At 73.0% G+C, this 21,838-nt stretch carries 17 protein-coding genes; 3 read left to right on the top strand and 14 right to left on the bottom strand.

Features of this window, described 5'->3' with window-relative positions; translation table 11 throughout:
• Positions 1-72: 72 nt before the first annotated feature.
• From ACFYYF_RS22345 to ACFYYF_RS22325, 5 genes are all read right to left on the bottom strand, one after another.
• Positions 73-1,599 carry an HAD-IA family hydrolase gene (locus ACFYYF_RS22345; protein WP_388778443.1) on the bottom strand — a complete coding sequence of 509 codons (1,527 nt, stop codon included), beginning with the start codon at positions 1,597-1,599 and terminating at the stop codon, positions 73-75.
• Positions 1,600-1,828: 229 nt separating this feature from the next.
• Positions 1,829-2,890 carry an ABC transporter ATP-binding protein gene (locus tag ACFYYF_RS22340; protein ID WP_388778255.1) on the bottom strand — a complete coding sequence of 354 codons (1,062 nt, stop codon included), beginning with the start codon at positions 2,888-2,890 and terminating at the stop codon, positions 1,829-1,831.
• 4 nt (positions 2,891-2,894) lie between these two features.
• Positions 2,895-3,713, bottom strand: coding sequence for an ABC transporter permease (locus tag ACFYYF_RS22335; protein ID WP_388778252.1), 819 nt, complete (start codon positions 3,711-3,713; stop codon positions 2,895-2,897).
• Positions 3,701-4,609, bottom strand: a complete 909-nt coding sequence (locus ACFYYF_RS22330) for an ABC transporter permease (RefSeq protein WP_388778249.1) — start codon at positions 4,607-4,609, stop codon at positions 3,701-3,703. Before ACFYYF_RS22330 ends, ACFYYF_RS22335 begins: the two co-directional genes overlap by 13 nt.
• Positions 4,606-5,763, bottom strand: coding sequence for an extracellular solute-binding protein (locus tag ACFYYF_RS22325; RefSeq protein WP_361693865.1), 1,158 nt, complete (start codon positions 5,761-5,763; stop codon positions 4,606-4,608). The genes ACFYYF_RS22330 and ACFYYF_RS22325 overlap by 4 nt, the downstream gene beginning before the upstream one ends.
• Before the next feature lie 210 nt (positions 5,764-5,973).
• Between ACFYYF_RS22325 and ACFYYF_RS22320 the strand changes: the two genes are divergently transcribed.
• Positions 5,974-6,714, top strand: a complete 741-nt coding sequence (locus ACFYYF_RS22320; protein WP_388778246.1) for a GntR family transcriptional regulator — start codon at positions 5,974-5,976, stop codon at positions 6,712-6,714.
• A 170-nt stretch (positions 6,715-6,884) separates the two neighbouring features.
• On the opposite strand, the gene ACFYYF_RS22315 is transcribed toward ACFYYF_RS22320, so the two are convergent.
• The 6 genes from ACFYYF_RS22315 to rpe all read right to left on the bottom strand — a co-directional run bounded on the left by ACFYYF_RS22315 (position 6,885) and on the right by rpe (position 13,054).
• Positions 6,885-7,337 carry an Lrp/AsnC family transcriptional regulator gene (locus ACFYYF_RS22315; RefSeq protein ID WP_361693861.1) on the bottom strand — a complete coding sequence of 151 codons (453 nt, stop codon included), beginning with the start codon at positions 7,335-7,337 and terminating at the stop codon, positions 6,885-6,887.
• Positions 7,338-7,391: 54 nt separating this feature from the next.
• Positions 7,392-8,873, bottom strand: a complete 1,482-nt coding sequence (locus ACFYYF_RS22310) for an amino acid permease (RefSeq protein WP_365486148.1) — start codon at positions 8,871-8,873, stop codon at positions 7,392-7,394.
• Between the two features lie 318 nt (positions 8,874-9,191).
• Positions 9,192-10,634, bottom strand: coding sequence for a GuaB1 family IMP dehydrogenase-related protein (locus ACFYYF_RS22305; RefSeq protein ID WP_388778439.1), 1,443 nt, complete (start codon positions 10,632-10,634; stop codon positions 9,192-9,194).
• Positions 10,635-10,741: 107 nt separating this feature from the next.
• Positions 10,742-11,119: a barstar family protein gene (locus ACFYYF_RS22300; protein ID WP_388778243.1), complete on the bottom strand. Its 378-nt coding sequence runs from the start codon at positions 11,117-11,119 to the stop codon at positions 10,742-10,744.
• Positions 11,120-11,245: 126 nt separating this feature from the next.
• The gene (locus ACFYYF_RS22295; RefSeq protein ID WP_388778240.1) at positions 11,246-12,289 is read right to left on the bottom strand and encodes a sugar-binding transcriptional regulator; all 1,044 of its coding nucleotides are present in this window, start codon (positions 12,287-12,289) and stop codon (positions 11,246-11,248) included.
• Positions 12,290-12,367: 78 nt separating this feature from the next.
• Positions 12,368-13,054 (bottom strand): ribulose-phosphate 3-epimerase, encoded by a 687-nt coding sequence (gene rpe / locus ACFYYF_RS22290; RefSeq protein WP_388778238.1) that lies wholly within the window; start codon positions 13,052-13,054, stop codon positions 12,368-12,370.
• 134 nt (positions 13,055-13,188) lie between these two features.
• On the opposite strand from rpe, the gene ACFYYF_RS22285 reads away from it, so the two are divergent.
• Positions 13,189-15,546 carry an MMPL family transporter gene (locus ACFYYF_RS22285; RefSeq protein ID WP_388778235.1) on the top strand — a complete coding sequence of 786 codons (2,358 nt, stop codon included), beginning with the start codon at positions 13,189-13,191 and terminating at the stop codon, positions 15,544-15,546.
• Between the two features lie 62 nt (positions 15,547-15,608).
• On the opposite strand, the gene ACFYYF_RS22280 is transcribed toward ACFYYF_RS22285, so the two are convergent.
• Positions 15,609-17,042 (bottom strand): RsmB/NOP family class I SAM-dependent RNA methyltransferase, encoded by a 1,434-nt coding sequence (locus tag ACFYYF_RS22280; protein WP_388778232.1) that lies wholly within the window; start codon positions 17,040-17,042, stop codon positions 15,609-15,611.
• Positions 17,043-17,324: 282 nt separating this feature from the next.
• On the bottom strand, positions 17,325-18,257 hold the full coding sequence (gene fmt / locus ACFYYF_RS22275; RefSeq protein ID WP_361693847.1) for a methionyl-tRNA formyltransferase: 933 nt from the start codon (positions 18,255-18,257) through the stop codon (positions 17,325-17,327).
• 402 nt (positions 18,258-18,659) lie between these two features.
• Between fmt and ACFYYF_RS22270 the strand changes: the two genes are divergently transcribed.
• The gene (locus tag ACFYYF_RS22270; RefSeq protein WP_365486159.1) at positions 18,660-19,205 is read left to right on the top strand and encodes a hypothetical protein; all 546 of its coding nucleotides are present in this window, start codon (positions 18,660-18,662) and stop codon (positions 19,203-19,205) included.
• A 123-nt stretch (positions 19,206-19,328) separates the two neighbouring features.
• On the opposite strand, the gene ACFYYF_RS22265 is transcribed toward ACFYYF_RS22270, so the two are convergent.
• Positions 19,329-21,485 carry a primosomal protein N' gene (locus ACFYYF_RS22265; protein WP_361693843.1) on the bottom strand — a complete coding sequence of 719 codons (2,157 nt, stop codon included), beginning with the start codon at positions 21,483-21,485 and terminating at the stop codon, positions 19,329-19,331.
• Between the last annotated feature and the right edge of the window lie 353 nt (positions 21,486-21,838).

Below are 21,838 nucleotides of genomic sequence, written 5' to 3'. Positions count from 1 at the left end.
CTCGCGGGTAGCGGGCGCGCTCAAACTAATGGATGGTGCACCCGGACCGCAATGGCCAGACTGACCGAGCGTTCAATGCGCGCCGCACGCAGTCACCGCGCCGTCCCGTCCGCCGGCGCCGGCCGCGGCGAAGACGGTGACGACCGCCGCGTGGTCCGAGGGCCAGTCGTTGCCCGCGACGTCCGGCCAGGCACGGGGGGTTCCGGTGACCAGCGTCCGGGAGTCGAGGACGGTCAGGCCCCGGTGCAGGACGAAGTCGATCCGGTCCTGCGGTTCCGGGCGCCCGCTGCCGTCCTCGTGCTCGGCGTGGACGGGCGACCAGGTGTGTCCCGGGTCCCGGACCGGGTCGGGGTGCGCCTCCCGGTAGGAGTCGCGCAGGCCCGCCTCCTCGGCGGCCCGGGTCACCGGCCAGGCGACCTCCGGCCGGTCCAGATGCGAGGGCGCGTTGAAGTCGCCGGTCAGGACGAGGGGCACGGACGCGTCGCCGGTGTCGGCGATCCGCCGCAGGATCTCCCGCATCCGGGCGAGCCGGCCGCTCTCGTGCGCGATCAGCTCGGCCGCCGCAAGACCGTCGAAGCGGGCCTCGTAGGGGCCGTAGGGCGCGCAGTCGAGGTGGACGCTCCAGACGTCCACCCGCCGGCCGCCGTCCAGTTCGATCCGGACCCCGGCTCCTCCGTAGAAGCCCACGTCCGGATCGCCGAGCACCGCGGTGATCGGGTGCCGGCTGATGACGCCGAGGTTGTCGCCCGCCCGGTGGTGGTACCAGCCGAGGGCGCCGGCGAGCTCCCGTGCCGCGTCCCCGTACGTCTCCTGGAGGCCGACCACGTCCGCCCCGCTCTCCGTGATGACCTTGAGCTGCTTCTCGCGGTAGCCGTCGACCTTGGTCCCGCCGCACCAGAGGTTCCAGCTCATCACCCGCAGTTCGCCCGGGGCGACCATGGCCCGCAGCCGGGCCGGGGTGACCTCCTCCAGGCTGCCGAGCACGGTGCGGCCGTCGGCGGGCGCGATCGGCGCGAGCGAGGGCACCGCGAGGACGGCGCAGCCCGCCGACTCGGCCGAGGTGACGCCGGTCTGGGTGTCCTCGACGGCGACACAGGCGGCGGGGTCGACCCCGAGGGCGCGGCAGGCGGCGAGGTAGGGGTCCGGGGCGGGCTTGGTGCGCCCGGTGTCGTCGGCGGTGACGGAGACGGCGAAGCGGCCGGCGCCGAGCGCCTCCAGGACGGTGTCGGCGACCGCCCGCGGGGAGGCGGTCACAAGGGCCGTGAGCACGCCCTCGCGGGCGAGCGCGTCGAGCAGTTCCCTCGCCCCGGGGCGAGGCACGATGCCCGTACGGACCCGGTCCGCGAACTGCCGGTGCAGTTCGCCGGCGGTCTCCTCCCCCGGCGCGCCGGTGACCCCGGCGAGCCAGGCGGCGGTGTGCTCGACGGGCCGTCCGAGGACGTGCGGCTGATCGGCCCCCGTCAGCACGTGCCCGAGCCCGCCGGCCACCTCCTCCACCGCCTCCCACCACAGCCGCTCGGTGTCCACGAGCGTGCCGTCCATGTCGAACAGAACGGCCTGGAGCGAGCGTCGGCCGGTGGCGCGGTGGGTCACGGTGATCTCTTTCGTAGTGGGGGTACCAGGGAGATTCCAGCCCCGGCCAGGAAAGTCTCAGCCCCTCCCGCGCGTTTGCAGCCCCGGCCGGGAAGTCTCAGCCCCTCCGGCGTTTGAGGAGCGGGGTCTGGGGCGGAGCCCCAGGTACGGGACGGGTAGGGGCGGAGGGGGCGATCACGGCTTGTGGGGCAGGGGCCACGAACGCCGGCGGTTCGGAGTCGGCGGCGGACGCCGCTCAGCTCGGACGCGCGGCGACCAGGACCGGACGGTCAGGCAGGCTGACGGTCACGGCGGCCCCCGACACGAGCGCCCCGGCCTCCCCCGTGGCCAGATCGGCCTTGACCTCGGTGCCGTCGGCAAGCCGCACGGTCACCCGGGTGGCCGCACCGAGAAACGCGGTGGCCACGACCCGCGCGTCCCCCGAGGCATCGGCGCTCACCCGGACCGCCTCCGGCCGCACCAGCACATCCACCTCCCCGGGGGCGGGCGCGTCCCCGTCCACCGGCAGCCGCCGACCGAGGACGTCGACCCCGTCACCGCCGAGAGTCCCGGGGACACGGCTCATCGTGCCCACGAACTCGGCGACGAAGGCGGTGGCGGGACGCCCGTACAGCTCGGCCGGCGACGCGCACTGCTCCAGCCGTCCGGCCCGCATCACCGCGACCCGGTCCGCCATGGACAACGCCTCTTCCTGGTCGTGGGTCACGAACAGGGTGGTGATGCCGAGTTCGAGCTGGAGGCGGCGGATCTCCTCGCGCAGCGCGAGCCGCACCTTGGCGTCCAGCGCCGACAGCGGCTCGTCGAGCAGCAGGACACGGGGCCGCAGGGCGAGCGCGCGGGCCAGCGCGACCCGCTGCTGCTGGCCACCGGAGAGCTGGTGCGGGAACCGCTCGCCCTCGTCCCCGAGTCCCACGAGATCGAGCAGCTCGGCCGCGCGGGACCGGCGTTCGGCCGTACGCACCTTGCGCATCCGCAGCCCGAAGGCCACGTTGTCCAGCGCGCTCAGATGCGGGAAGAGGCTGTACGACTGGAAGACCATCCCGGCGTCGCGGCGGTGGGCCGGGACCCGGGTGATGTCCTGGCCGTCGACCAGCACCTCGCCGGAGTCGGGGTGCTCGAAGCCGGCGAGCATGCGCAGCGCGGTGGTCTTGCCGCAGCCGGAGGGGCCGAGCAGCGCGAGCAGTTCACCGGGACGGACGGTGAGGTCGAGGCCGTCGAGAGCGACGGTCGGACCGAACTCCCGCCTGAGTCCGCGGAATTCGACGGTGGCGGCCTTGTCGGGCGTGGCGAGGGTCATGTGGTCATCCCCGGGAGGCGGAAGCGGTACGGGAGCGGCCGCCGAGGACGGCGAGCGCGAGAAGGAGTGCCCAGGTGAGGAACAGGCTGAGCACGGAGACGGCGACGGACATCTGGGCCTGCGAGCCGCCGACGCCGTAGATCCACACGGCGAAGGGCTGGTAGCCGAGCAGGGCGGCGACCGTGAACTCACCGAGCACCAGGGCCAGGGTGAGGAAGGAGGCGTTGAGCAGCGCGCCGCGCAGATTGGGCAGCACCGCCCGTACGAGCGCCTGCGGCATGCTCGCCCCGCAGCTCCGGGCGGCCTCGACGAGCGTGCGCACGTCGACGGCCCGCAGTCCCGCGTCCAGGGCCCGGTACACGAAGGGCAGCGCCATCACGACGTACGCGAGGACGAGGACGACGGGGAAGCCCGGGTCCTGGATCGCCACGAACGTCTGGAACAGCGGGGTGCGCGAGAGGTGTTCGGGCCCCCACTTGAGGACGGTGGAGATGCCGGCGACGAACGCGATCGGCGGGACGACGAGCGGCAGTGAGCACACCACCTCGACGACCGGCCGCAGCCGGGGCGAGCCGAGCCGCAGCGCGACCGTGGCCGGCACCATCAGGAGCAGCACCACGGCGATGGTCGCGGCGGCCAGTTCCAGCGAGAGCAGCAGGCTGGGGACGAAGCCGTCGGCGGACACGATCGAGGTGTACGCGTCGGGGGTGACGCCCTGTCCCGGCGCGTCGACAGTGAAGAACACCGATGCGGCCATGGGCACCAGGAAGTACAGCGCGGCGAGGGCGAGGACCACCCGGCGCCACAGGTTCAGGCGAGCCATCGCGCGCTCCGTCGTTGCAGGGGCAGGTACACGGCCATGACCAGGCCCGCGACGAGGACCATGTCGAGGCTCAGGGCGAGCGCCACGTTCTCCTGGCCGACCAGCACGTTGCCGGAGATGGCGTCGGCGATCTGCAGGGTGACCAGCGGAACCGCGCTGCCCACCATGGCGGCGGCCGTGGCGTACGCGGCGAAGGCGCTGCCGAAGAGGAGCACGAGCCCGCCGAGGAGCGAGGGCGCGAGGACGGGCAGGGCCACGTGCCGCCAGTACTGGACGGAGGTCGCGCCGTTGTTCCGCGCCGCCTCGCGCCACTGGAAGCGCAGTCCGTCGAGGGCGGGCGTGATGGTGAGGACCATGAGCGGAATCAGGAAGTACAGGTAGACGACGACCAGGCCCCAGAAGCTGTAGAGGTTCCAGCCGTGTTCGGTGAGCCTCAAGTGGCTGGTGAGTACGCCGGAGTTGCCGAGGGTGGCGACGAAGGCGAAGGCCAGCGGGACGCCGCCGAAGTTGGCGAGGACGCCGGCGGCGGTGAGCACGGCCTCGCGCAGGGCGCGGAAGCGGGAGGTCACCACGGCCTGGGCGAGCGGCAGTCCGAGGACGGTGGCGAGTCCGGCGGAGACGGCGGACAGCTTGACGCTGCCCACGAGCGCCGTCAGGTAGGCGCCCTGGAACGAGCCGGTCAGGTTGGCCGTCGTGTACGAACCCGCGCCGGTGGCCGGGTCCTTGACGGTGAAGGCGCCGTTCAGCATGGCGAGCGCGGGGACACCGAAGGAGACCGCCACGAAGACGAGCAGCGGGAGGACGGCGAGCGGGCCGGTGGCGCGGCGGCGCCGCCGCTGCGGGTGGGCAGCGGCGGGCGCCACGTCGGCCGGGGCCTCCGAGAGAGCGGTGGTCATCCGGAGACGGCCTTGCCCCAGCCCTGGGCGAGCACGGTCTTGGCCTTGCTCTGCTGGGCCTCGGTCGGGAAGCTCGGGGTGCCCGAGACCGCGGGGAGCTTGGCGGCGGCGGTCTCGTCGAGCGTGCCGGCCTTCTCCATCGCGGTCATCAGCGCCGGCCGGGCGTATCCCTTGAGCCACAGGTTCTGGCCCTCGGCGCTGTAGAGGTACTCCTGCCACAGGCGGGCGGCCGCCGGGTGCGGGGCGTCCTTGTTGATGGCCTGGGAGTAGTACTGGGAGAACTGGCCGTCGCCCGGGACCGACACCTTCCAGTCGAGGCCCTTGGCCTTGAACTCGTCGGCGTAGCCGGCGTTCAGGTAGTCCCAGTCGATGCTGATGGGCGTCTCGCCCTTCTCGACGGTGGCCGGGGTCGACTCGACGGGCGTGTAGTTGCCGTTCTTCTTCAGCTTCGCGAAGAAGTCGAGGCCGGGCTGGATGTCGTCGAAGGAGCCCCCGCTCGCCAGCGCGGCCGCGTAGACGCCGCCGAACGCCGAACCGGACTTGGTGGGGTTGCCGTTGAGCGCGACCTGGCCCTTGTACTGCGGCTTGAGCAGGTCCTTGAAGGTCGTCGGACACTCCTTGACCCGCTTGGCGTCGCAGCCGATGGAGATGTAGCCCCCGTAGTCGTTGAACCAGCGGCCCGCGGTGTCCTTCTGGCCCTCGGGGAGGTCGCCGAAGGCGGCCACCTTGTACGGGGCGAGCAGACCCTGCTGGGCCGCGCTCAGCGCGAAGGAGCTGCCGAGGTCGAGGACGTCGGGGGCGCGGTCCTGGCCCTTGCGCGAGGTGACGGCGTTGATCTCGTCCTGGCTGGAGCCGTCGGGGCTCTCGACCTGGATCTTGATGCCGTACTTCTTGGTGAAGCCGTCGATGAGGGCGCCGTAGTTGGCCCAGTCGCGGGGCAGGGCGATCGCGTGGAGCGTGCCCTCCTTCTTCGCGGCCTCGGTGAGGGCGTCGAGACCGCCGAAGTCCGCGGCGGAGGTCGCGGTGGCCGCGCTCTTGCCGTCGGCGGTGGTCGCCTTGTCGTCGGGAGCGGCGCCGCAGGCGCTCAGGGTGAGCGCTGCGGCGACGGCGAGGCCGCCGGTGAGGAGGGCGGTCCTCGGCAGGAACACGGTCACGGTCTCTCCAGGGTGACGCACGAGGGTGGGATGAGCGGAGAACTTGTCTGAACAAGTTGGCCTCAGTAGGCCCGCCGTTGATGTCCTGTTCGTGAACGTCGGTGAAACCACAAGCCCCTATTCCCTGCACAATTCCAGGCGACGCGGAGCACCGCCCGATGTGGATTAGGCTGATCAGGCTGTGCACAGCGGCTGAACCAGAGGGGAAGAATGACGGCGCGACACGAGGAGATCGCCGAGGAGCTGCGGCGGGCGATCGACCGCGAGGAGTACACCGTGGGCAGCCTGCTGCCGGCGGAGACCGACCTCGCGGCGCACTACGGCGTCTCGCGCGGCACGGTCCGCCAGGCCGTCGCGGCCCTGACCGCCGAAGGGCTCATCGGGTCACGTCAGGGCGCCCGGCGCGTGGTCCTCGCCGGCCGTCGCAGCCAGAGCTTCGCCGAACTGCGCAGCTTCGCCCAGTGGGCGCGGGCGATGGGGCGCGAGGCGACGGGACACGTGGTGGCCCAGGAGTACCGCCCGGCGACGGCGGAGGACGCCGTCCGCCTCCAACTCCGGGAACGGACAGCGGTGTTGCACGTGCTGCGGGTCCGCGGCCTGGACGGCGAACCGGTCCTGCTGGAGCGCACGGTGTACGCGGACTGGATCTCCCCCGCCGTCGCGGCCGTCGAGCCCGACTGCGCCTCCGTCACCCAGCGGCTCTTCGAGGACACCGGTCTGGTCTTCGCGTACGGCGAGCACGTCATCGACGCCGTCGCGGCGAGCGCCCAGGACGCCGGCCTCCTCGGCGTCCGCCGCACCAGCCCCCTGCTGCGCGTCCGCCGGGTCACCACCACCCGCGAGGGCCGCCCGGTGGAATGGTCCGACGACCGCTACCGCTCGGACGCGGTGAGCTTCAGCGTCCACAACTCGATCGACAACAACGCCCTGGCAAGGAAAACGGCGGAGTAAGGACCCGCCCGAGCACCGGGCACCGTCCGACGCCGGGCACTGTCCGACACCGGGCACTGGAGCGCCCCGTCAGGGGCGCGGGGAACTGCGCGACAAGCCACGACCCACCCGCACCCGCCGGGAGCGAGAACCCCCACCCCCTGGGGCGCACGCCTTTGTGGGGGCGCCGACTACGTAGGTGACCCCGAGGAAAACCTCCGCAGCAGGGGCGACAGCACCAGCACGGACTTCGTCCGCTCCACGAACGGCTCCCCCGCAATCCGTTCGAGCACCCGCTCGAAGTGCCGCATGTCGGAGGCGAACACCTGGACCACCGCGTCCGCCTCCCCGGTGACGGTGGAGGCGGCCACGACTTCCTGGTACCGCTCCAGACCCCGCTGGATGGTCTCCGGCGAGGTGTTGCGGCGGCAGTAGATCTCGACGAACCCCTCCGTCTCCCAGCCGAGCGCCGCCGGGTCCACCCGTACGGTGAACCCGGTGATGGCCCCGGTGGCCCGCAGCCGGTCGACCCGCCGCTTCACGGCGGGCGCGGAGAGGCCGACCAGTTGCCCGATGTCCGCGTAGGAACGGCGGGCGTCCTCGGCGAGGGCGTGCACGATGCGTTCGTCGAGATTGTTCAGCACTGCGGGTGGTTCACTTTTCTGCGAGGGGTTCCTGAGAAGGATCCGCTACGGGTCCTACGGCTGCTCGGCGACGGCTTCCGCGGTCGCCATCCGGGACTTGCGGTAGCCGTAACTGAAGTAGAACACGAGCCCGACGGCCATCCAGACGCCGAAGACCACCCAGGTGACGGCCGAGAGGGAGGCCATCATCCACACGCACAGCAGGAAGCCGATCGCGGGCAGCACCGGCGCGAGCGGGACCCGGAAAGTCCGGCGCATGGCCGGGCGCGTCCGGCGCAGCACCACGACGGCGACGTTGACCAGCGCGAAGGCGAACAGCGTGCCGATGCTGGTGGCGTCGGCGAGCTGACCGAGCGGGATCGCCGCGGCGAGGACGCCGCAGAACAGCGAGACGATGACCGTGTTGGCGCGCGGCGTTCCGGTCTTCGGGTGGACCCGGGCGAACACCTTGGGCACGAGACCGTCGCGGGCCATCGCGAACAGGATGCGGGTCTGGCCGTAGAGCACGGTCAGCACGACACTGGCGATGGCGATGACGGCGCAGGCCGCGAGCAGCGTGCCCCAGAAGGTCTGCCCCGTGACGTCCTTCATGATCCCGGCGAGCGCGGCCTCGGAGTCGTTGAACTGCCGCCAGGGCTTCGCGCCGACGGCCACGGCCGCGACGAGGACGTACAGGGCGGTCACGATGACCAGCGAGAGCATGATCGCGCGCGGCAGGTCGCGCTGCGGGTCCTTGGCCTCCTCACCGGCGGTGGAGGCGGCGTCGAAGCCGATGTAGGAGAAGAACAGGGTGGCGCCGGCGGCGCTGACGCCCGCCATGCCGAGCGGCATGAAGTGCTCGTAGTTGCCGGAGCGCAGGCCCTGGACGCCGATCGCGCAGAACAGCACCAGCGCGGCGATCTTCACGGCCACCATCACGGTGTTGGCGCGGGCCGACTCCCGCGCACCGCCGAGCAGGAACGCCATCGCGAGCAGGACGACGATGAGCGCGGGCAGGTTGAAGATGCCCCCGTCGCCGGGCGGCGCGGAGAGCGCGTCCGGGATGGTGACGCCGATGGTGCCGTCGAGCAGCTCGTTCAGGTACTCGCCCCAGCCGACCGCGACGGCCGCGACCGAGACGCCGTACTCCAGGACCAGACACCAGCCGCAGATCCAGGCGATCAGCTCGCCCATCGTTGCGTACGCGTACGAGTACGAGGATCCGGCGACCGGGATGGTGCCGGCCAGCTCCGCGTAGGACAGGGCGGAGAAGAGGGCCGTGAGGCCTGCTATGACGAAGGACAGGGTGACCGCGGGCCCGGCCTTGGGGACGGCCTCGCCGAGGACCACGAAGATGCCGGTGCCGAGCGTGGCACCGATGCTGATCATGGTGAGCTGCCACAGGCCGAGGGAGCGTCGCAGCGAGCCTCCCTCGCCGTGTCCGCCCTCCTGGACCAGGCGTTCCACCGGCTTGCGGCGCATGAGGCGCGCGCCGACACCCGGGGCGGGCGGGGCGGACGTGGGAGGGGACTGCGGGGGTGCGCCTTGGTCGAGCACGCGCTCGCTCCTTCATCGCTGCCGGTCGAAGAGGACGGGGACCGGCGGCACCCCTGACAGCCGGGACCCGCCGAGCGGGGTCCCCGCCACGCCTGTGTACAGCGCCCGACCCTATGAGTTCGGGCTTCCCGGGCGTAATGCAGCAACCTTGCGCATCTCCGCAAGATCGTTGCGTTCATCCCAGGCCGGCGCGTGTTCGTTGCGCGGGCCTTTTCGATGGTTGCGCGAGGCGACTTCCGGCCACTGGGGGAAGCCCTCGCGCGCGTACGGCCCCCGCTCCCGGAAGGGGAGCGGGGGCCGTACGGGAACGGCGGTGGATCAGCTCCAGCTCGCGTGCAGCGGCTTGCCCTCGGCGTAGCCGGCGGCGCTCTGGATGCCCACGATCGCCTTCTGCGCGAACTCCTCGAGGGAGTTGGCGCCCGCGTAGGTGCAGGAGGAACGGACGCCCGCGATGATCGAGTCGATCAGGTCCTCGACGCCCGGACGGGACGGGTCGAGGAACATCCGCGAGGTGGAGATGCCCTCCTCGAACAGCGCCTTGCGGGCCCGGTCGTACGCGGACTCCTCGCTGGTGCGGTTCTTGACGGCACGCGCGGACGCCATGCCGAACGACTCCTTGTACAGGCGTCCGCTCGCGTCCTGGTGCAGGTCGCCCGGGGACTCGTACGTGCCGGCGAACCACGAGCCGATCATGACGTTGGACGCGCCGGCGGCCAGCGCCATCGCGACGTCACGGGGGTGGCGGACACCGCCGTCGGCCCATACGCGCTTGCCGTACTTCTTCGCCTCGGCCGCGCACTCCAGGACGGCGGAGAACTGCGGGCGGCCGACGCCGGTCATCATGCGGGTGGTGCACATGGCGCCGGGGCCCACGCCGACCTTGATGATGTCGGCGCCCGCGTCGATCAGGTCCTTGACGCCCTCGGCGGCGACGATGTTGCCCGCGACGATCGGCACCTTCGGGTCCAGCGCGCGCACGGTCCTGACGGCGCTGATCATCGACTCCTGGTGGCCGTGGGCCGTGTCGATGACGAGCGTGTCGACGCCCGCGTCCAGCAGCTGCTTGGCCTTGCCCTCCACGTCGCCGTTGATGCCGACGGCGGCGGCGATGCGCAGCCTGCCGTTCGCGTCGGTGGCGGGCGAGTACAGGGTGGCGCGCAGGGCGCCCTTGCGGGTCAGGATGCCGGCCAGCTTGCCGTCCGCGTCCACGGCGGGGGCGTAGCGGCGGTTGGCGGCGTCGAGCCGGTTGAACGCCTCGCGCGGCTCGATGTCGGCGTCCAGGAGCAGCAGGTCCTTGGACATGACCTCGGAGAGCTGGGTGAAGCGGTCGACGCCGGTGAGGTCGGTGTCGGTGACCACGCCGACGGGCCGGCCGTCCTCGTCGACGACGACGCCCGCGTTGTGCGCGCGCTTGGGCAGCAGCGCCAGCGCGTCGGCGACGGTCTGGTGGGGCGCGAGGACGATCGGGGTGTCGAGCACCAGATGACGGCCCTTGACCCAGCCGACGACCTCGGTGATGACCTCGATCGGAATGTCCTGCGGGATGACGACAAGGCCACCGCGGCGGGCGACGGTCTCGGCCATCCGGCGGCCGGCGATCGCCGTCATGTTGGCGACGACGAGCGGGATCGTGGTGCCGGAACCGTCCGGGGAGGCGAGGTCCACTCCCTGACGCGAGCCGACGGCCGAGCGGCTGGGCACCATGAAGACGTCGTCGTACGTCAGGTCGTACGGGGGCTGGATGTCGTTGAGGAAACGCACGTGCTGCACATCCCAGTCGATCAGAGGTGGCCCCCGGACAGGTCAGCCAGGGGGAAGAGCACGTACTTCATTGTCCCATGCCGGCCGCCGCACGGTCCCCAGGCGGATCATCCAGGCTGGTCAGGGGGCAACTGGTCGGATCCTCCAAGGGAGAGGACGACCGAGAGCGCCGCGTCGGCGCCCTGGTAGTAGCCGGAGGCCGTCGCCAGCACCGCCTGCGCGATCTCCCACTCCTCGGGACGTGCCCGCGCGTAGGGGCGCCAGCCGGTCACCACGATGAGTCTGCCCGGACTGGCCGGTCCCCAGTCGGGGTCGCCCAGGAGGTCGCCGAGCGCGTCCCAGTTCCGCCCGAACCACTCCGGCAGGTCGAGGGCGCGGATGCAGCGCGACATGAAGGCGCCCTTGTCGAGCACCCCGGTGAGGTCGAGTTCGGTGACCTGCCACCCGGCCGAACGGCACACCACAGCGAGCGGACCGTGCGTCATCCCAGCACCGCCTTGAACGAGTTGTCGTGGTCGCCGGGCCCGGGAACGCGCGAGGGGACGGGCGTGGCGGCATCGATGTCGATGCTGCCACGCCCGTCCCCTCGCGGCGCGCGCTGGGCGCCGTCGTCAGGACCCGTCCGGGTCCGCCCGGTTCAGCGCCGGACGCGGGGCTGGGCCCGCCGTCATCAGCGCGTCCGCGGCCGAGGTGTCCGTGACCAGGCTGGTGACCAGCCCGGACCGCAGCACCGCGTCGATGGCGGCCGCCTTGCGGTGTCCGCCCGCTATGGCGACGACCTCGGGGATACGGCGCAGCCGGTCGGCCTCGACCGTGATGCAGCGCTCGCCCAGGTCACGCCCGACCCGCCGGCCCTCGGCGTCGAAGAGGTGCGCGGACATCTCGGCGGCGACACCGAGCGACGCGTAGTGCGCGCGCTCCTCGTCGCTGAGCATGTCGTGCACCGTGGAGATGCCGGGCTCCCAGGAGCCGATGGACACGCAGGCGACCGTCACCTTGTCGAAGTACTCGAAGGCGCGGGCGATCCCCGTCTGGTTGCGCAGCGCCGCCGCGGTGGCCGCGTCGGGCAGCAGCATCGGCGCGTAGATGGGGTGGGCGTCGCCGCCCGACACCTGCGCGGCGCGCCGGACGGCCTCGACGGAGCCGCGTTCGGCGGTCCCTGCGTCGTACACGCCCGTGAGCTGCACCACCGTGCACGGCGGGAGCCTGTCCAGGGCCGCCGCCATGTGGATCGTGGAGCGGCCCCAGGCGAGGCCGAGCACGTCGCCCTCGTTGACCAGCTCGCCGAGCAGGTCGGCGGCCACCTCGCCGAGGTTCTCCGGGTCGGGCGACTCCTCGGCCTCGGCCGGGGACTCGACGACGACGGCGTGCCGCAGGCCGTACCGGGCACGCAGCGCGTCCGAGCGCTCCGCGTCGAGCTCGGCGGGGACGCGGATCTCGATCCTCACGAGATCCCGTTCGAGGGCGGTCTCCAGGACCCGGGCCACCTTGAAGCGGCTGACGCCGAACTCCTCGGCGATCTGGATCTTGGACTTGCCCTCGAGGTAGAAGCGGCGGGCCATGGCCGCCGCCTGGACCAGCTCAGCGGGTCCCATCCGCATGGCTGACCGGCCCGCCGACATACCCGACACGGCCATCTCCTCACTGCTGTTCACACTCTGGATTCGCCGTTCATCCTTGCAGATCCGGCGCACTTGATCCGCCCTGATGGGCGGCGTTCACGTTCCCTTGGCTCAGTGGCCGCACGCCCACGACGCACGGGTGGTCGCCTCCTCGGCCTGCGTGCGCAGTGCACGTACCGCCTGGGCGGGGTCCGCGGCCCCGTACACGGCCGATCCGGCGACGAACACGTCGGCTCCCGCGTCCGCGCACCGCTCGATGGTGGAGGCCGAGACACCGCCGTCGACCTGGAGCCACAGTTCCAGGCCGTGCTTGCTGATCAACTCGCGCGTGCGGCGGATCTTGGGGAGCATGATGTCAAGAAAGGCCTGGCCCCCGAATCCGGGCTCGACGGTCATGATCAGCAGCATGTCGAGCTCGGGCAGCAGATCCTCGTACGGCTCGATGGGGGTCGCCGGCTTGAGCGCCATGGAGGCGCGGGCCCCCTTGGCCCGGATCTCCCGGGCGAGCCGGACGGGCGCGGCGGCCGCCTCCACATGGAAGGTGACGGAGCCGGCACCGGCTTCCACGTACTGGGGCGCCCACCGATCGGCGTCCTCGATCATCAGATGGCAGTCCAGCGGAGTGTCCGTCGCACGGGCCAAAGACTCTACGACCGGCACCCCGAGGGTGAGGTTCGGTACGAAATGGTTGTCCATGACGTCGACATGGAGCCAGTCCGCGCCTTCCACCGCTTTTGCCTCCTCGGCAAGACGGGCGAAGTCGGCGGACAGGATGCTGGGATTGATCTGCGCGGCCATGCCCCAAGACTGCCATGCCCCGGGCCCGTTGCCCGCCCCGGTCCGGACCTGGATCGTCCCGTGACTGCCGCAGGACGGTCCGCCGTGCCATTCTGGACGGCCCAGCGGTGCTGCGTCCGGTCTCGGGGGTGGGCATGAAGCGGCTCGACGTCTGGAAGCGCGGCGCCATCGGAGTCGTCTGCGGCCGGCGGTCCAAGTGGCTGGTTCTCGCCCTGTGGCTGCTGGTTCTCCTCTTCGTGGCACCCCTCGGAACGAAGCTCGGCGACGCGCAGGACAACGACGCCCAGTCCTGGCTGCCGGGCTCGGCCGAATCCACCCAGGTCCTCGACATCTCGAACGGCTTCCGGCCCGAACAGATCCCCGCGGTCGTCGTCTACGCGCGCCCCGACGGCCTGACCGTGCAGGACAGGCGTCAGATCTCCGAGGACGTGCGGCAGCTCAAGACGCTGCGTGACCACGGCATCCGGGGCGCGGAGACCCGGGGCCCGGTCTTCGACCGGCAGCCGGACCCGCGCGCGGCGCAGGTCTACGTCCCCATCACCATGGACGCGCAGGGCTGGCAGCGGATCGCGCCGGCCGTCGACTCCATCCGTGACGAGGTCGGCAAGGGCGGCGACGGGCTCGCGGTGCACATCACCGGGCCCGGCGGCACGGCCGCCGACTCCTCCAAGGCCTTCGAGGGCATCGACTCGACGCTCCTGTACGCCGCGATGGCCGTCGTCATCGTGATGCTGCTGATCACCTTCCGCAGCCCGATCCTGCTGTTCGTCCCCCTGCTCGGCGTGGTCGTCGCCCTGTTCACGGCCCAGGCACTGATCTATCTGCTGGCGAAACACGCCGGTCTGACCGTCAACGGGCAGAGCGCGGGCATCCTGACCGTGCTCGTGTTCGGAGCGGGGACCGACTACGCGCTGCTGCTGGTCGCCCGATATCGCGAGGAACTGCGCCGCCACGAGGACCGGCACGAGGCCATGACGCTCGCCATGAACCGGGCCGGGCCCGCCATCCTCGCCTCGGGCGCGACGGTCGTCCTGAGCATGCTCGTGCTCCTGGTCGCCGAGATGAACTCGACGCGAGGTCTCGGCCCGGTCGCGGCGATCGGCGTGGCCGTCGGCCTGCTCGCCATGCTGACGCTCTTCCCCGCCCTGCTGCTGGTCTTCGGGCGCTGGATCTTCTGGCCGGCCGTCCCGCACCTCGGCTCGGCCGACCCGACCAGGAGCGGCGTCTGGGCGCACATGGGCTCGCGGATCTCCCGCCGCCCCCGGACGTTCTGGGTGGCCACGGCGCTGGCCCTCGGGCTGCTGTCCCTCGGCCTGATCCAGCTCCGCGCCGCGGGCATCCCCAACGCCGACCAGTTCACCGGGAAACCGGACTCGATCGTCGGCCAGGAGGTCTCGGCGCAGTACTTCCCCGCCGGCGACGGCGATCCCCTGGTCATCGTGTCCAACACGGCCCAGGGCAGACAGGTCGGCGAGGCCGTGGCGGCGGACCCGGGCGTGGTCACGTCGAGTATCGGGGTGCCACCGGGCACCGCTCCCGTGCACGACGGCAAGGTGCTGTTCGAGGCGACCACCCGCGCCCCGGCCGACAGCACGGCGGCGAAGGACACCGTGGAGCGGGTCCGCGACGCGGTGCACGCGGTGCCGGGCGCGGACGCCAAGGTGGGCGGCGGTACGGCGGCCCTGCTGGACATGGAGAAGGCCCAGACGCACGACAACTATCTGGTCATCCCGCTCGTCCTAGTGGTGGTCCTGCTGGTGCTGAGCGTCCTGCTGCGCGCACTGGTCGCCCCGCTCCTGCTGATCGGGACCGTGGTGCTGTCGCTGGCGACCGCGCTCGGCGTGAGCGCGCTGGCCTTCCGGCACGTCTTCGACTACGCGGGCGAGGACGTCGCCTTCCCGCTGTTCGTCTTCGTGTTCCTGGTGGCGCTCGGCATCGACTACAACATCTTCCTGACCACGCGCATCCGCGAGGAGGCGATCCGTCATGGCACCCGGCAGGGCGTGGTGACGGGTCTGGCCACCACCGGGGCGGTGATCACCTCGGCCGGTCTGGTCCTCGCGGGCACGTTCGCGGCCCTGGGCACCCTGCCGATCGTGGGGTTCGCGGAGATCGGCTTCGCGGTCGCGCTCGGCGTGCTCCTGGACACCTTCGTGGTGCGCTCGGTGCTGGTCACCTCGCTCTTCCTCGACGTCGGCCCGAAGGTGTGGTGGCCACACCGGCTGGCGCACGAGGACGGCGGCCACGGCGGAGCCCGGCCCTCCTGGACGGGGCAGCGGCAGGAACCCGGGGCACCCGAGGCCTCCGCGGGTGCCGTCACGTCCCCGCATCCCGGCGGGTCCGGCACGTCGGCGAACCCCGGCACGCCGGCGCATCCCGGCGACTCGGGGACGTCCGGAGACACCGGGACACCCGGCGGGGACCAGGCGCCCGGCGCGAGCGGTGGTTCCCCGGACCCGGAGCCCGGAAAGCCGGGGCAGCCGCCCGGGTAGGCGGCTGCCGCCGGTCCGGCCGAGGGCGGCCGTTCGGGAGGGGCCGCCGGTGGCGGCAGCGGTCAGGCGGTCCGGCGGATCAGGGCCAGGTACATCGCGTCCGTGCCGTGCAGGTGCGGCCAGAGCTGGACGTCGGGACCGTCCCCGAGCGCGGGCACGCCGGGCAGCAGCGGGCGGGCGTCGAGCAGTTCGGCGGAGCCGTCCTCGAAGTGCTTGAGGACGTCGTCGACAACCGCGCGGGTCTCCGCGAGGTGCGGCGAGCAGGTCGCGTAGCCGACGACACCGCCGACCCGCACCGACGCGAGCGCCGTGCGCAGCAGTCCGCGCTGGAGCGGCCCGAAGCCGTCCAGATCCTCGGGGCGGCGCCGCCAGCGGGCCTCGGGACGGCGGCGCAGCGCGCCCAGGCCCGTGCAGGGCACGTCCATGAGCACCCGGTCGAACGTGCCGGGCCGCCACGGCGGGCGGGTGCCGTCGGCGGCGATGACCTGGTACGGGCCGGGGTTCCCGGCGAGTGCCTTGGCGACGAGCCCCGCGCGGTGCGGCTGCTTCTCCGAGGCGAGCAGCGTCGCTCCCCGCCGGGCGGCGAGACCGGCCAGCATCGCGGCCTTGCCGCCGGGTCCGGCGCAGCCGTCCAGCCAGACCCGGTCGGGCCCGTCGAGCGGGGCGTTCGCCAGGGCGATCGCCACGAGCTGGCTGCCCTCGTCCTGGACACCGGCACGGCCCTCGCGCACGGCGTCCACGGCGCCCGGCTCACCGCCCTCGGTGAGCCGCACGGCGTACGGGGACCAGCGGCCGGGCAGCGCCGCGTCCTCGTCGAGGGCGTCGAGGAGTTCGTCGGCGGTGGAGCGTCCGGGGCGGGCGACGAGGGTCACCTCGGGCCGTTCGTTGTCGGCCTCCAGCAGATCCTCGATACCGGCCCGGCCGCCGCCCAGGGAGTCCCACAGCGCGGAGACGACCCAGCGCGGGTGGGAGTGCACGACGGCGAGGTGGTCCTCGGGGTCCTCGTCGTAGGGCGGCGCGACCTGCTCCAGCCAGGCGTCGAGATCCTGCCGGGCGACCTTGCGCAGCACGGCGTTCACGAACTTGGCGCGCCCGTCGCCGAGCACCACCCGGGCCAGCTCGACCGAGGCGGAGACGGCCGCGTGCGTCGGGATGCGGGTGCCGAGCAGCTGATGGACACCGAGGCTGAGCACGTCGAGGACCGGCGGGTCGACCTCCCGCAGCGGCCGGTCGACACAGGCCGAGATGACGGCGTCGTACGTCCCCTGGCGGCGCAGCGTGCCGTACACCAGCTCGGTGGCGAGCGCGGCGTCCCGTGCGTCGAAGTCGCCCTTCTGTTTCGCCTTGCGCAGCAGCGGAGGCAGGACGAGGTTCGCGTACGCGTCCCGCTCGTCGACGGCCCGCAGCGCCTCGAAGGCGAGCATGCGGACCGGGTCCTTCTGGGGGCGGCGGTAGGGCTTGCCGGTCTTCTGCGGCCGACGGGGCTGCTCACTCACGAAAAAGGTGCTCCGGATCCAGGAAAAAGATGCGTCTATCAGCGTACGCCGCGGGGCTCAGGACGTACGCGCCCAGCCACTCGGCCGGGGACGCCCACGACAGCCCGGCGAGGGTGCTTCGGCGCCGGTGAGGCCGCTCCCGGCGCAAAACCGGGCCGAAGCCGCGCCGGACCTCGCGGCACGCGCCGGGCGGGCCTGCTCCGGTCTCCGGGTGGGCGCCCGCGGGCTCACCGGCTCCCGCGGCGCCCCAGGCGGCCGGGGCCTGCCCGGCCTCGGGCCGGTTCAGACCCCGAGACGCTCCCCGGAGGGAATCCGCACACCGCGGGCCCAGTCCGCGGCGCGCATCGGCTTCTTGCCCTGGGCCTGCACCCAGAGCAGTTCGACGGCGTACGACCCGGTGCCCACGTACACGTTGTTCTTGGCGACGGACAGCTCGCCCGGGGCGAGGTCCGTACGGTCGGGCACCGTCGCGACGTGGATGAGCTTGAGGCGCTCGCCGCGGAAGACGGTCCAGGCGCCGGGGGCGGGGGTGCACCCGCGCACCACGCGGTCGACGCGCAGCGCCGGGGCGGCCCAGTCGATGTGGGCGTTCTCGACGGTGATCTTGGACGCCGTGCTGATGCCGTCCGCGGGCTGCGGTACGGCCTTGAGCGTGCCGTCCTCGATGCCGTCCATCGTCGCGGCGAGCAGTCCGGACCCGGCGAAGGCGAGCCGCGTGAGCAGGTCCCCGCTGGTGTCGGTGGGCCGGATCTCCTCGGTGACGGTCCCGTACACCGGCCCGGAGTCGAGCCCCTCCTCGATCAGGAAGGTGGAGGCGCCGGTGATCTCGTCGCCGGCCATGATCGCGTGCTGCACGGGGGCGGCGCCGCGCCAGGCCGGCAGCAGCGAGAAGTGCAGGTTGACCCAGCCCTGGGCGGGGATGTCGAGGGCGACCCGGGGCAGCAGGGCCCCGTACGCGACGACGGGACAGCAGTCCGGGCCGATCTCCCGCAGCCGGGCCAGGAACTCCTCGTCCCGGGGCTTCGCGGGCTTGAGCACCTCGATCCCGGCCTGCTCCGCCCGCTCGGCGACCGGACTCGCGACGAGCCGTCGCCCGCGTCCGGCCGGCGCGTCCGGCCGGGTCACGACGGCGGCCACCTCGTGCCGCCCGGAGGCGATCAGGGCGTCCAGGGCGGGAACGGCGACCTCGGGGGTGCCTGCGAAGACGAGCTTCATGGGTGGCGGTTGGCCTCTCGGGCGGGAGCACTTCCATCCCCCGCGCGCGTGCCGGTACCGGCGAAGCACGGGGCAGCGCACCAGTCTATGCCGCCCTGGGCCATGGGGCTCGGGAGTTCTCCGGGGGCCCATGGCCCAGGGCGTGTACGGAGTGCGGGCGGCCGTCCGCCGGAGTGCGGGGCGACCGTCCGCGCAGGTGGCGGTGTCCGGCCGGCGGCGCCCGGGGCGCGGACATCGCACGGCGGGGGGCGTACTTCCCGGGACGCGCCCCGTTCATATGCTCTTGCGCCCTTGCACCCGTGACCACTCACCCGTCCACGCGTTGGTCAAGAAAGAGTTGACCACCGTGGGCCGCGGACCAGCGGCCCGATCCCTTTCAACGCCGGTTCGAGAGGCTTGTTCATGGCCGACCATGCAACCCACGACGCCCAGGCTCGGGCCAGCCTGCACTTGCTGGTGCGGGACATCGAGCGGGTCCGTCGGCAGGTGGACGCACTGCGCACGCTCACCGCCCAGTTGGGCAACGTCTACCGCCCGCGCCGCGCCGGCCCCTCCACGGGCTTCGTCGTGTACGGACGCGCTCCCGCCCCGACCGTCCGCCTCGCCCAGGAACTGCGGGACAGCGTCGAGACACTGGTCACCGCCGCGGTGGACTTCGACCGCTCCCTCGGCTTCTCCTGGGACGCGGTGGGCTCGGCCCTCGGGGTCACCAAGCAGGCGGTGCACCGGCGTTACGGCGCCCGCCGCGCCGCCGCCCAGGCCGCCGCCGAGGCGGAGCGCGCCACGGAGACGGCGGCCGACACACGCCCGGTCACCGTCAACACCACGATCCCCTCGGTGCCGACCGTCCCCGCCGCCCGCTCCATGCCGACCCAGCCGACGGCCGGCAGCCCGACGCTCCGCGACGAAGCGAGGCCCACGGCCTTCCCGGGCCCGCGCAACGGCTGACCGACCCCGCAGACGCCAACTGCCTCCCGGCACCGGGCCCCGGGGGGCAGTCCCATGACAACCTCACCCCGCACAGGCCGGACCTCACCCCCAGGCCAGACCTCACCCGAGACCGGCCGCACCTCACCCGATGTCCGCCGGATCGATCCGGATGCGTACGGGCTCACCGCCCCCGCGGGCCATGCGCGCCGCCTGGGCACTCTTCAGCGCGGCCGCCAGCGCGGCGCCACTGCCCGGCGGCACCCGGACGAGCACCCGCTCCCCGGGTTCCCCGGGAGGCGGTCCCCCGGGCCGCCGTGGCCGCCCAGCCTCACCGGCCGGAAGCGGTACGGGCCCCAGTACCTCGGCGTCACGCGGCAGTTCGGCCGCCGCGAGGAACCCGGCGAGCGCCTCCGGCGCCCCGGACACCGCCGCCATCCGGGACACGGGCGGAAAGCCCAGCTCGGCCCGCTCGGCGAGTTCACGCACCGCGTGCCCGACCGGGTCCCACCGCACGAGCGCCTGCACGGGCCGCAGGGTCGGTTCCGCCACGACCACGACCGTGCCTCCCGCCGCCTGCGGACGGACCAGCGCGGCGGCCGCCGTCCACCGGCGCAACGCGTCCTCGCCGGCCCGCAGATCGGGCCGCCCGAGCATGGCCCAGCCGTCGAGCAGCAGGGCCGCCGCGTACCCGCCCTCGGCGACCGGTTCGGCCCCCGGCGTGCTGACCACCAGGGCGGGCGTCGCGGACACCGTGTCCAGCACCTGCTCCCGCCCGGACGTGCGCACCGGCACGGCCGGGAACGCCCGCCCCAGCTCCTCGGCGGTCCGCCGGGCGCCGACGACCTGCGCCCGCAGCCGGAACCCGCCGCACTCCTGGCAGTGCCAGGCCCTCTCGTCCCGCCCGCACCAGCCGCAGCGCAGCTCCTGGGCGTCCTGCGCCTCCAACGGCCCCGCGCAGTGCCGGCACCGCGCGGGCTCCCGGCACCGCGCACAGGCCATCCGGGGCACATAGCCCCGCCGGGGCACCTGGACCAGCACGGGACCCTGCTTCAGCCCCTCCCTGACGGCCTGCCAGGCGAGGCTCGGGAGCCGGGCGGCCCGCGCCGCCTCGTCGCGGGCGAGATCACCGTCCGAGACGGTCCGCACGAGCGGCGCGGCGGCGCGCACCTGTTCCCGGTCGGCGGCGAGCGGCAGCGCCCAGCCGCTCTCGACCAGTTGCGCCGCCTCCACCGTGCAGGTCCAGCTCCCCAGCAGGAAGCCGCACTTGTCACGCGAGGCGCGCAGCTCCAGCACTTCCCGGACATGCGGGAAGGGAGCGTTGTCGTCGCTGTGCGCCTCGTCGCCGTCGTCCCAGACGACGACCAGGCCCAGGTTCCGTACGGGCGCGAACATGGCGGCCCGGGTGCCGACCACCGCGCGGACGGACCCGCGCCGAACGGCGAGCCAGTCGCGGTAGCGGCGCTCCGGTCCGGCGTCGGCGGTCAGCACGGTGTGCTGCCCCTCTCCCAGCAGGGCCTTGAGGGCCGCGTCGACGCGGGAGGCGGGCCGGCCCGCCGGTACGACGACGAGCGCGCCGCGCCCGGAGGCGAGCGTCGCCTGCACCGCACGGGCGATCTCCTCGGCCCACTCGGGGCCGGGCAGCGCCGTCCACACGGCACGCGGGGCGCCGCCGGAGGCGAGCGAGGCCAGGAAGTCCGCCCCGCGTCCGTACCGCCGCCAGCTCCCGGGATCGGGTGCGGCGGGCGGCGGCGGGGGCGCGGGCGACTCCCGCGCCTCGGCACGGGCGTGCCGGGGCGGCACGGCGAGCTGGAGCACGTCGGCCAGCGATCCCGCGTACCGGTCGGCGACGGCCCGGGCCAGACCCAGCAGTTCGGGTCCCAGGACGGGTTCGGGCGAGACGACCTGGGCGAGGGCGGCCAGCGGCCCGGAGTAGTCGGACTCGGCGACCCGCTCGACGAGATATCCGTCGATGAGACCGCCGCCCTCGCGCCGGCCCTCGCGCACGTTGCGTCCGCCGGCGCCGAAGCGGACCCGGACCCGCACGCCCGGCTGCGCGGCCTCGTCCAGGTCCTCGGGCACGGCGTAGTCGAAGTAGCGGTCGAGGTGCAGCACGCCCTTGTCGACGAGCACCCGTGCGACGGGCAGGTTCTTCGCCAGCGGGGCACCCCGCCAGGTCCGGGGCTTGGCCTTCGGTGCCTTGGCCTGCCGCACGGCCTCCCGGATCAGCGCAAGCTGCTCGGGCGGTGCGTCCTGCGCGCCGCCCGCGCTGTCGTCGGATCCCCCGTTCGCGCTGCTCACAGCAGTATTCCTACCAGACCGCACTGACAGCGCCGCCCGCCCGAGATCAGGCCGGCCGCGGATCGCGAACGCCGTGAAGACGCTTCTGCCATGGGCCGCTCGGCCATACCGGTCGGGGACCGGCAGCAGGATTCGAACCTGCGAGGGGACATCACCCGGAAGTATCCGAGGCCGTCGCACCGGACGGGCGGCGTGGAGTCTCCCGAGATCAGGACGGCAGCGGTACGCGTTCCAGATTCACCGCACGCCATGGGCGCACTCCACCGAAGTAACCGCGGCCTTCGCACCGGGAGATCATCAGCGTACGGACTCCGGTCCGGCCCGGGCCAGCGCATTTCCGCGGCCGGTACGGA

Source organism: Streptomyces sp. NPDC001914, from assembly GCF_042891215.1.
Lineage (GTDB): Bacteria > Actinomycetota > Actinomycetes > Streptomycetales > Streptomycetaceae > Streptomyces.
Note: the sequence above shows the minus strand (reverse complement) of the source record. Positions and strands in the feature narration are given on the sequence as shown.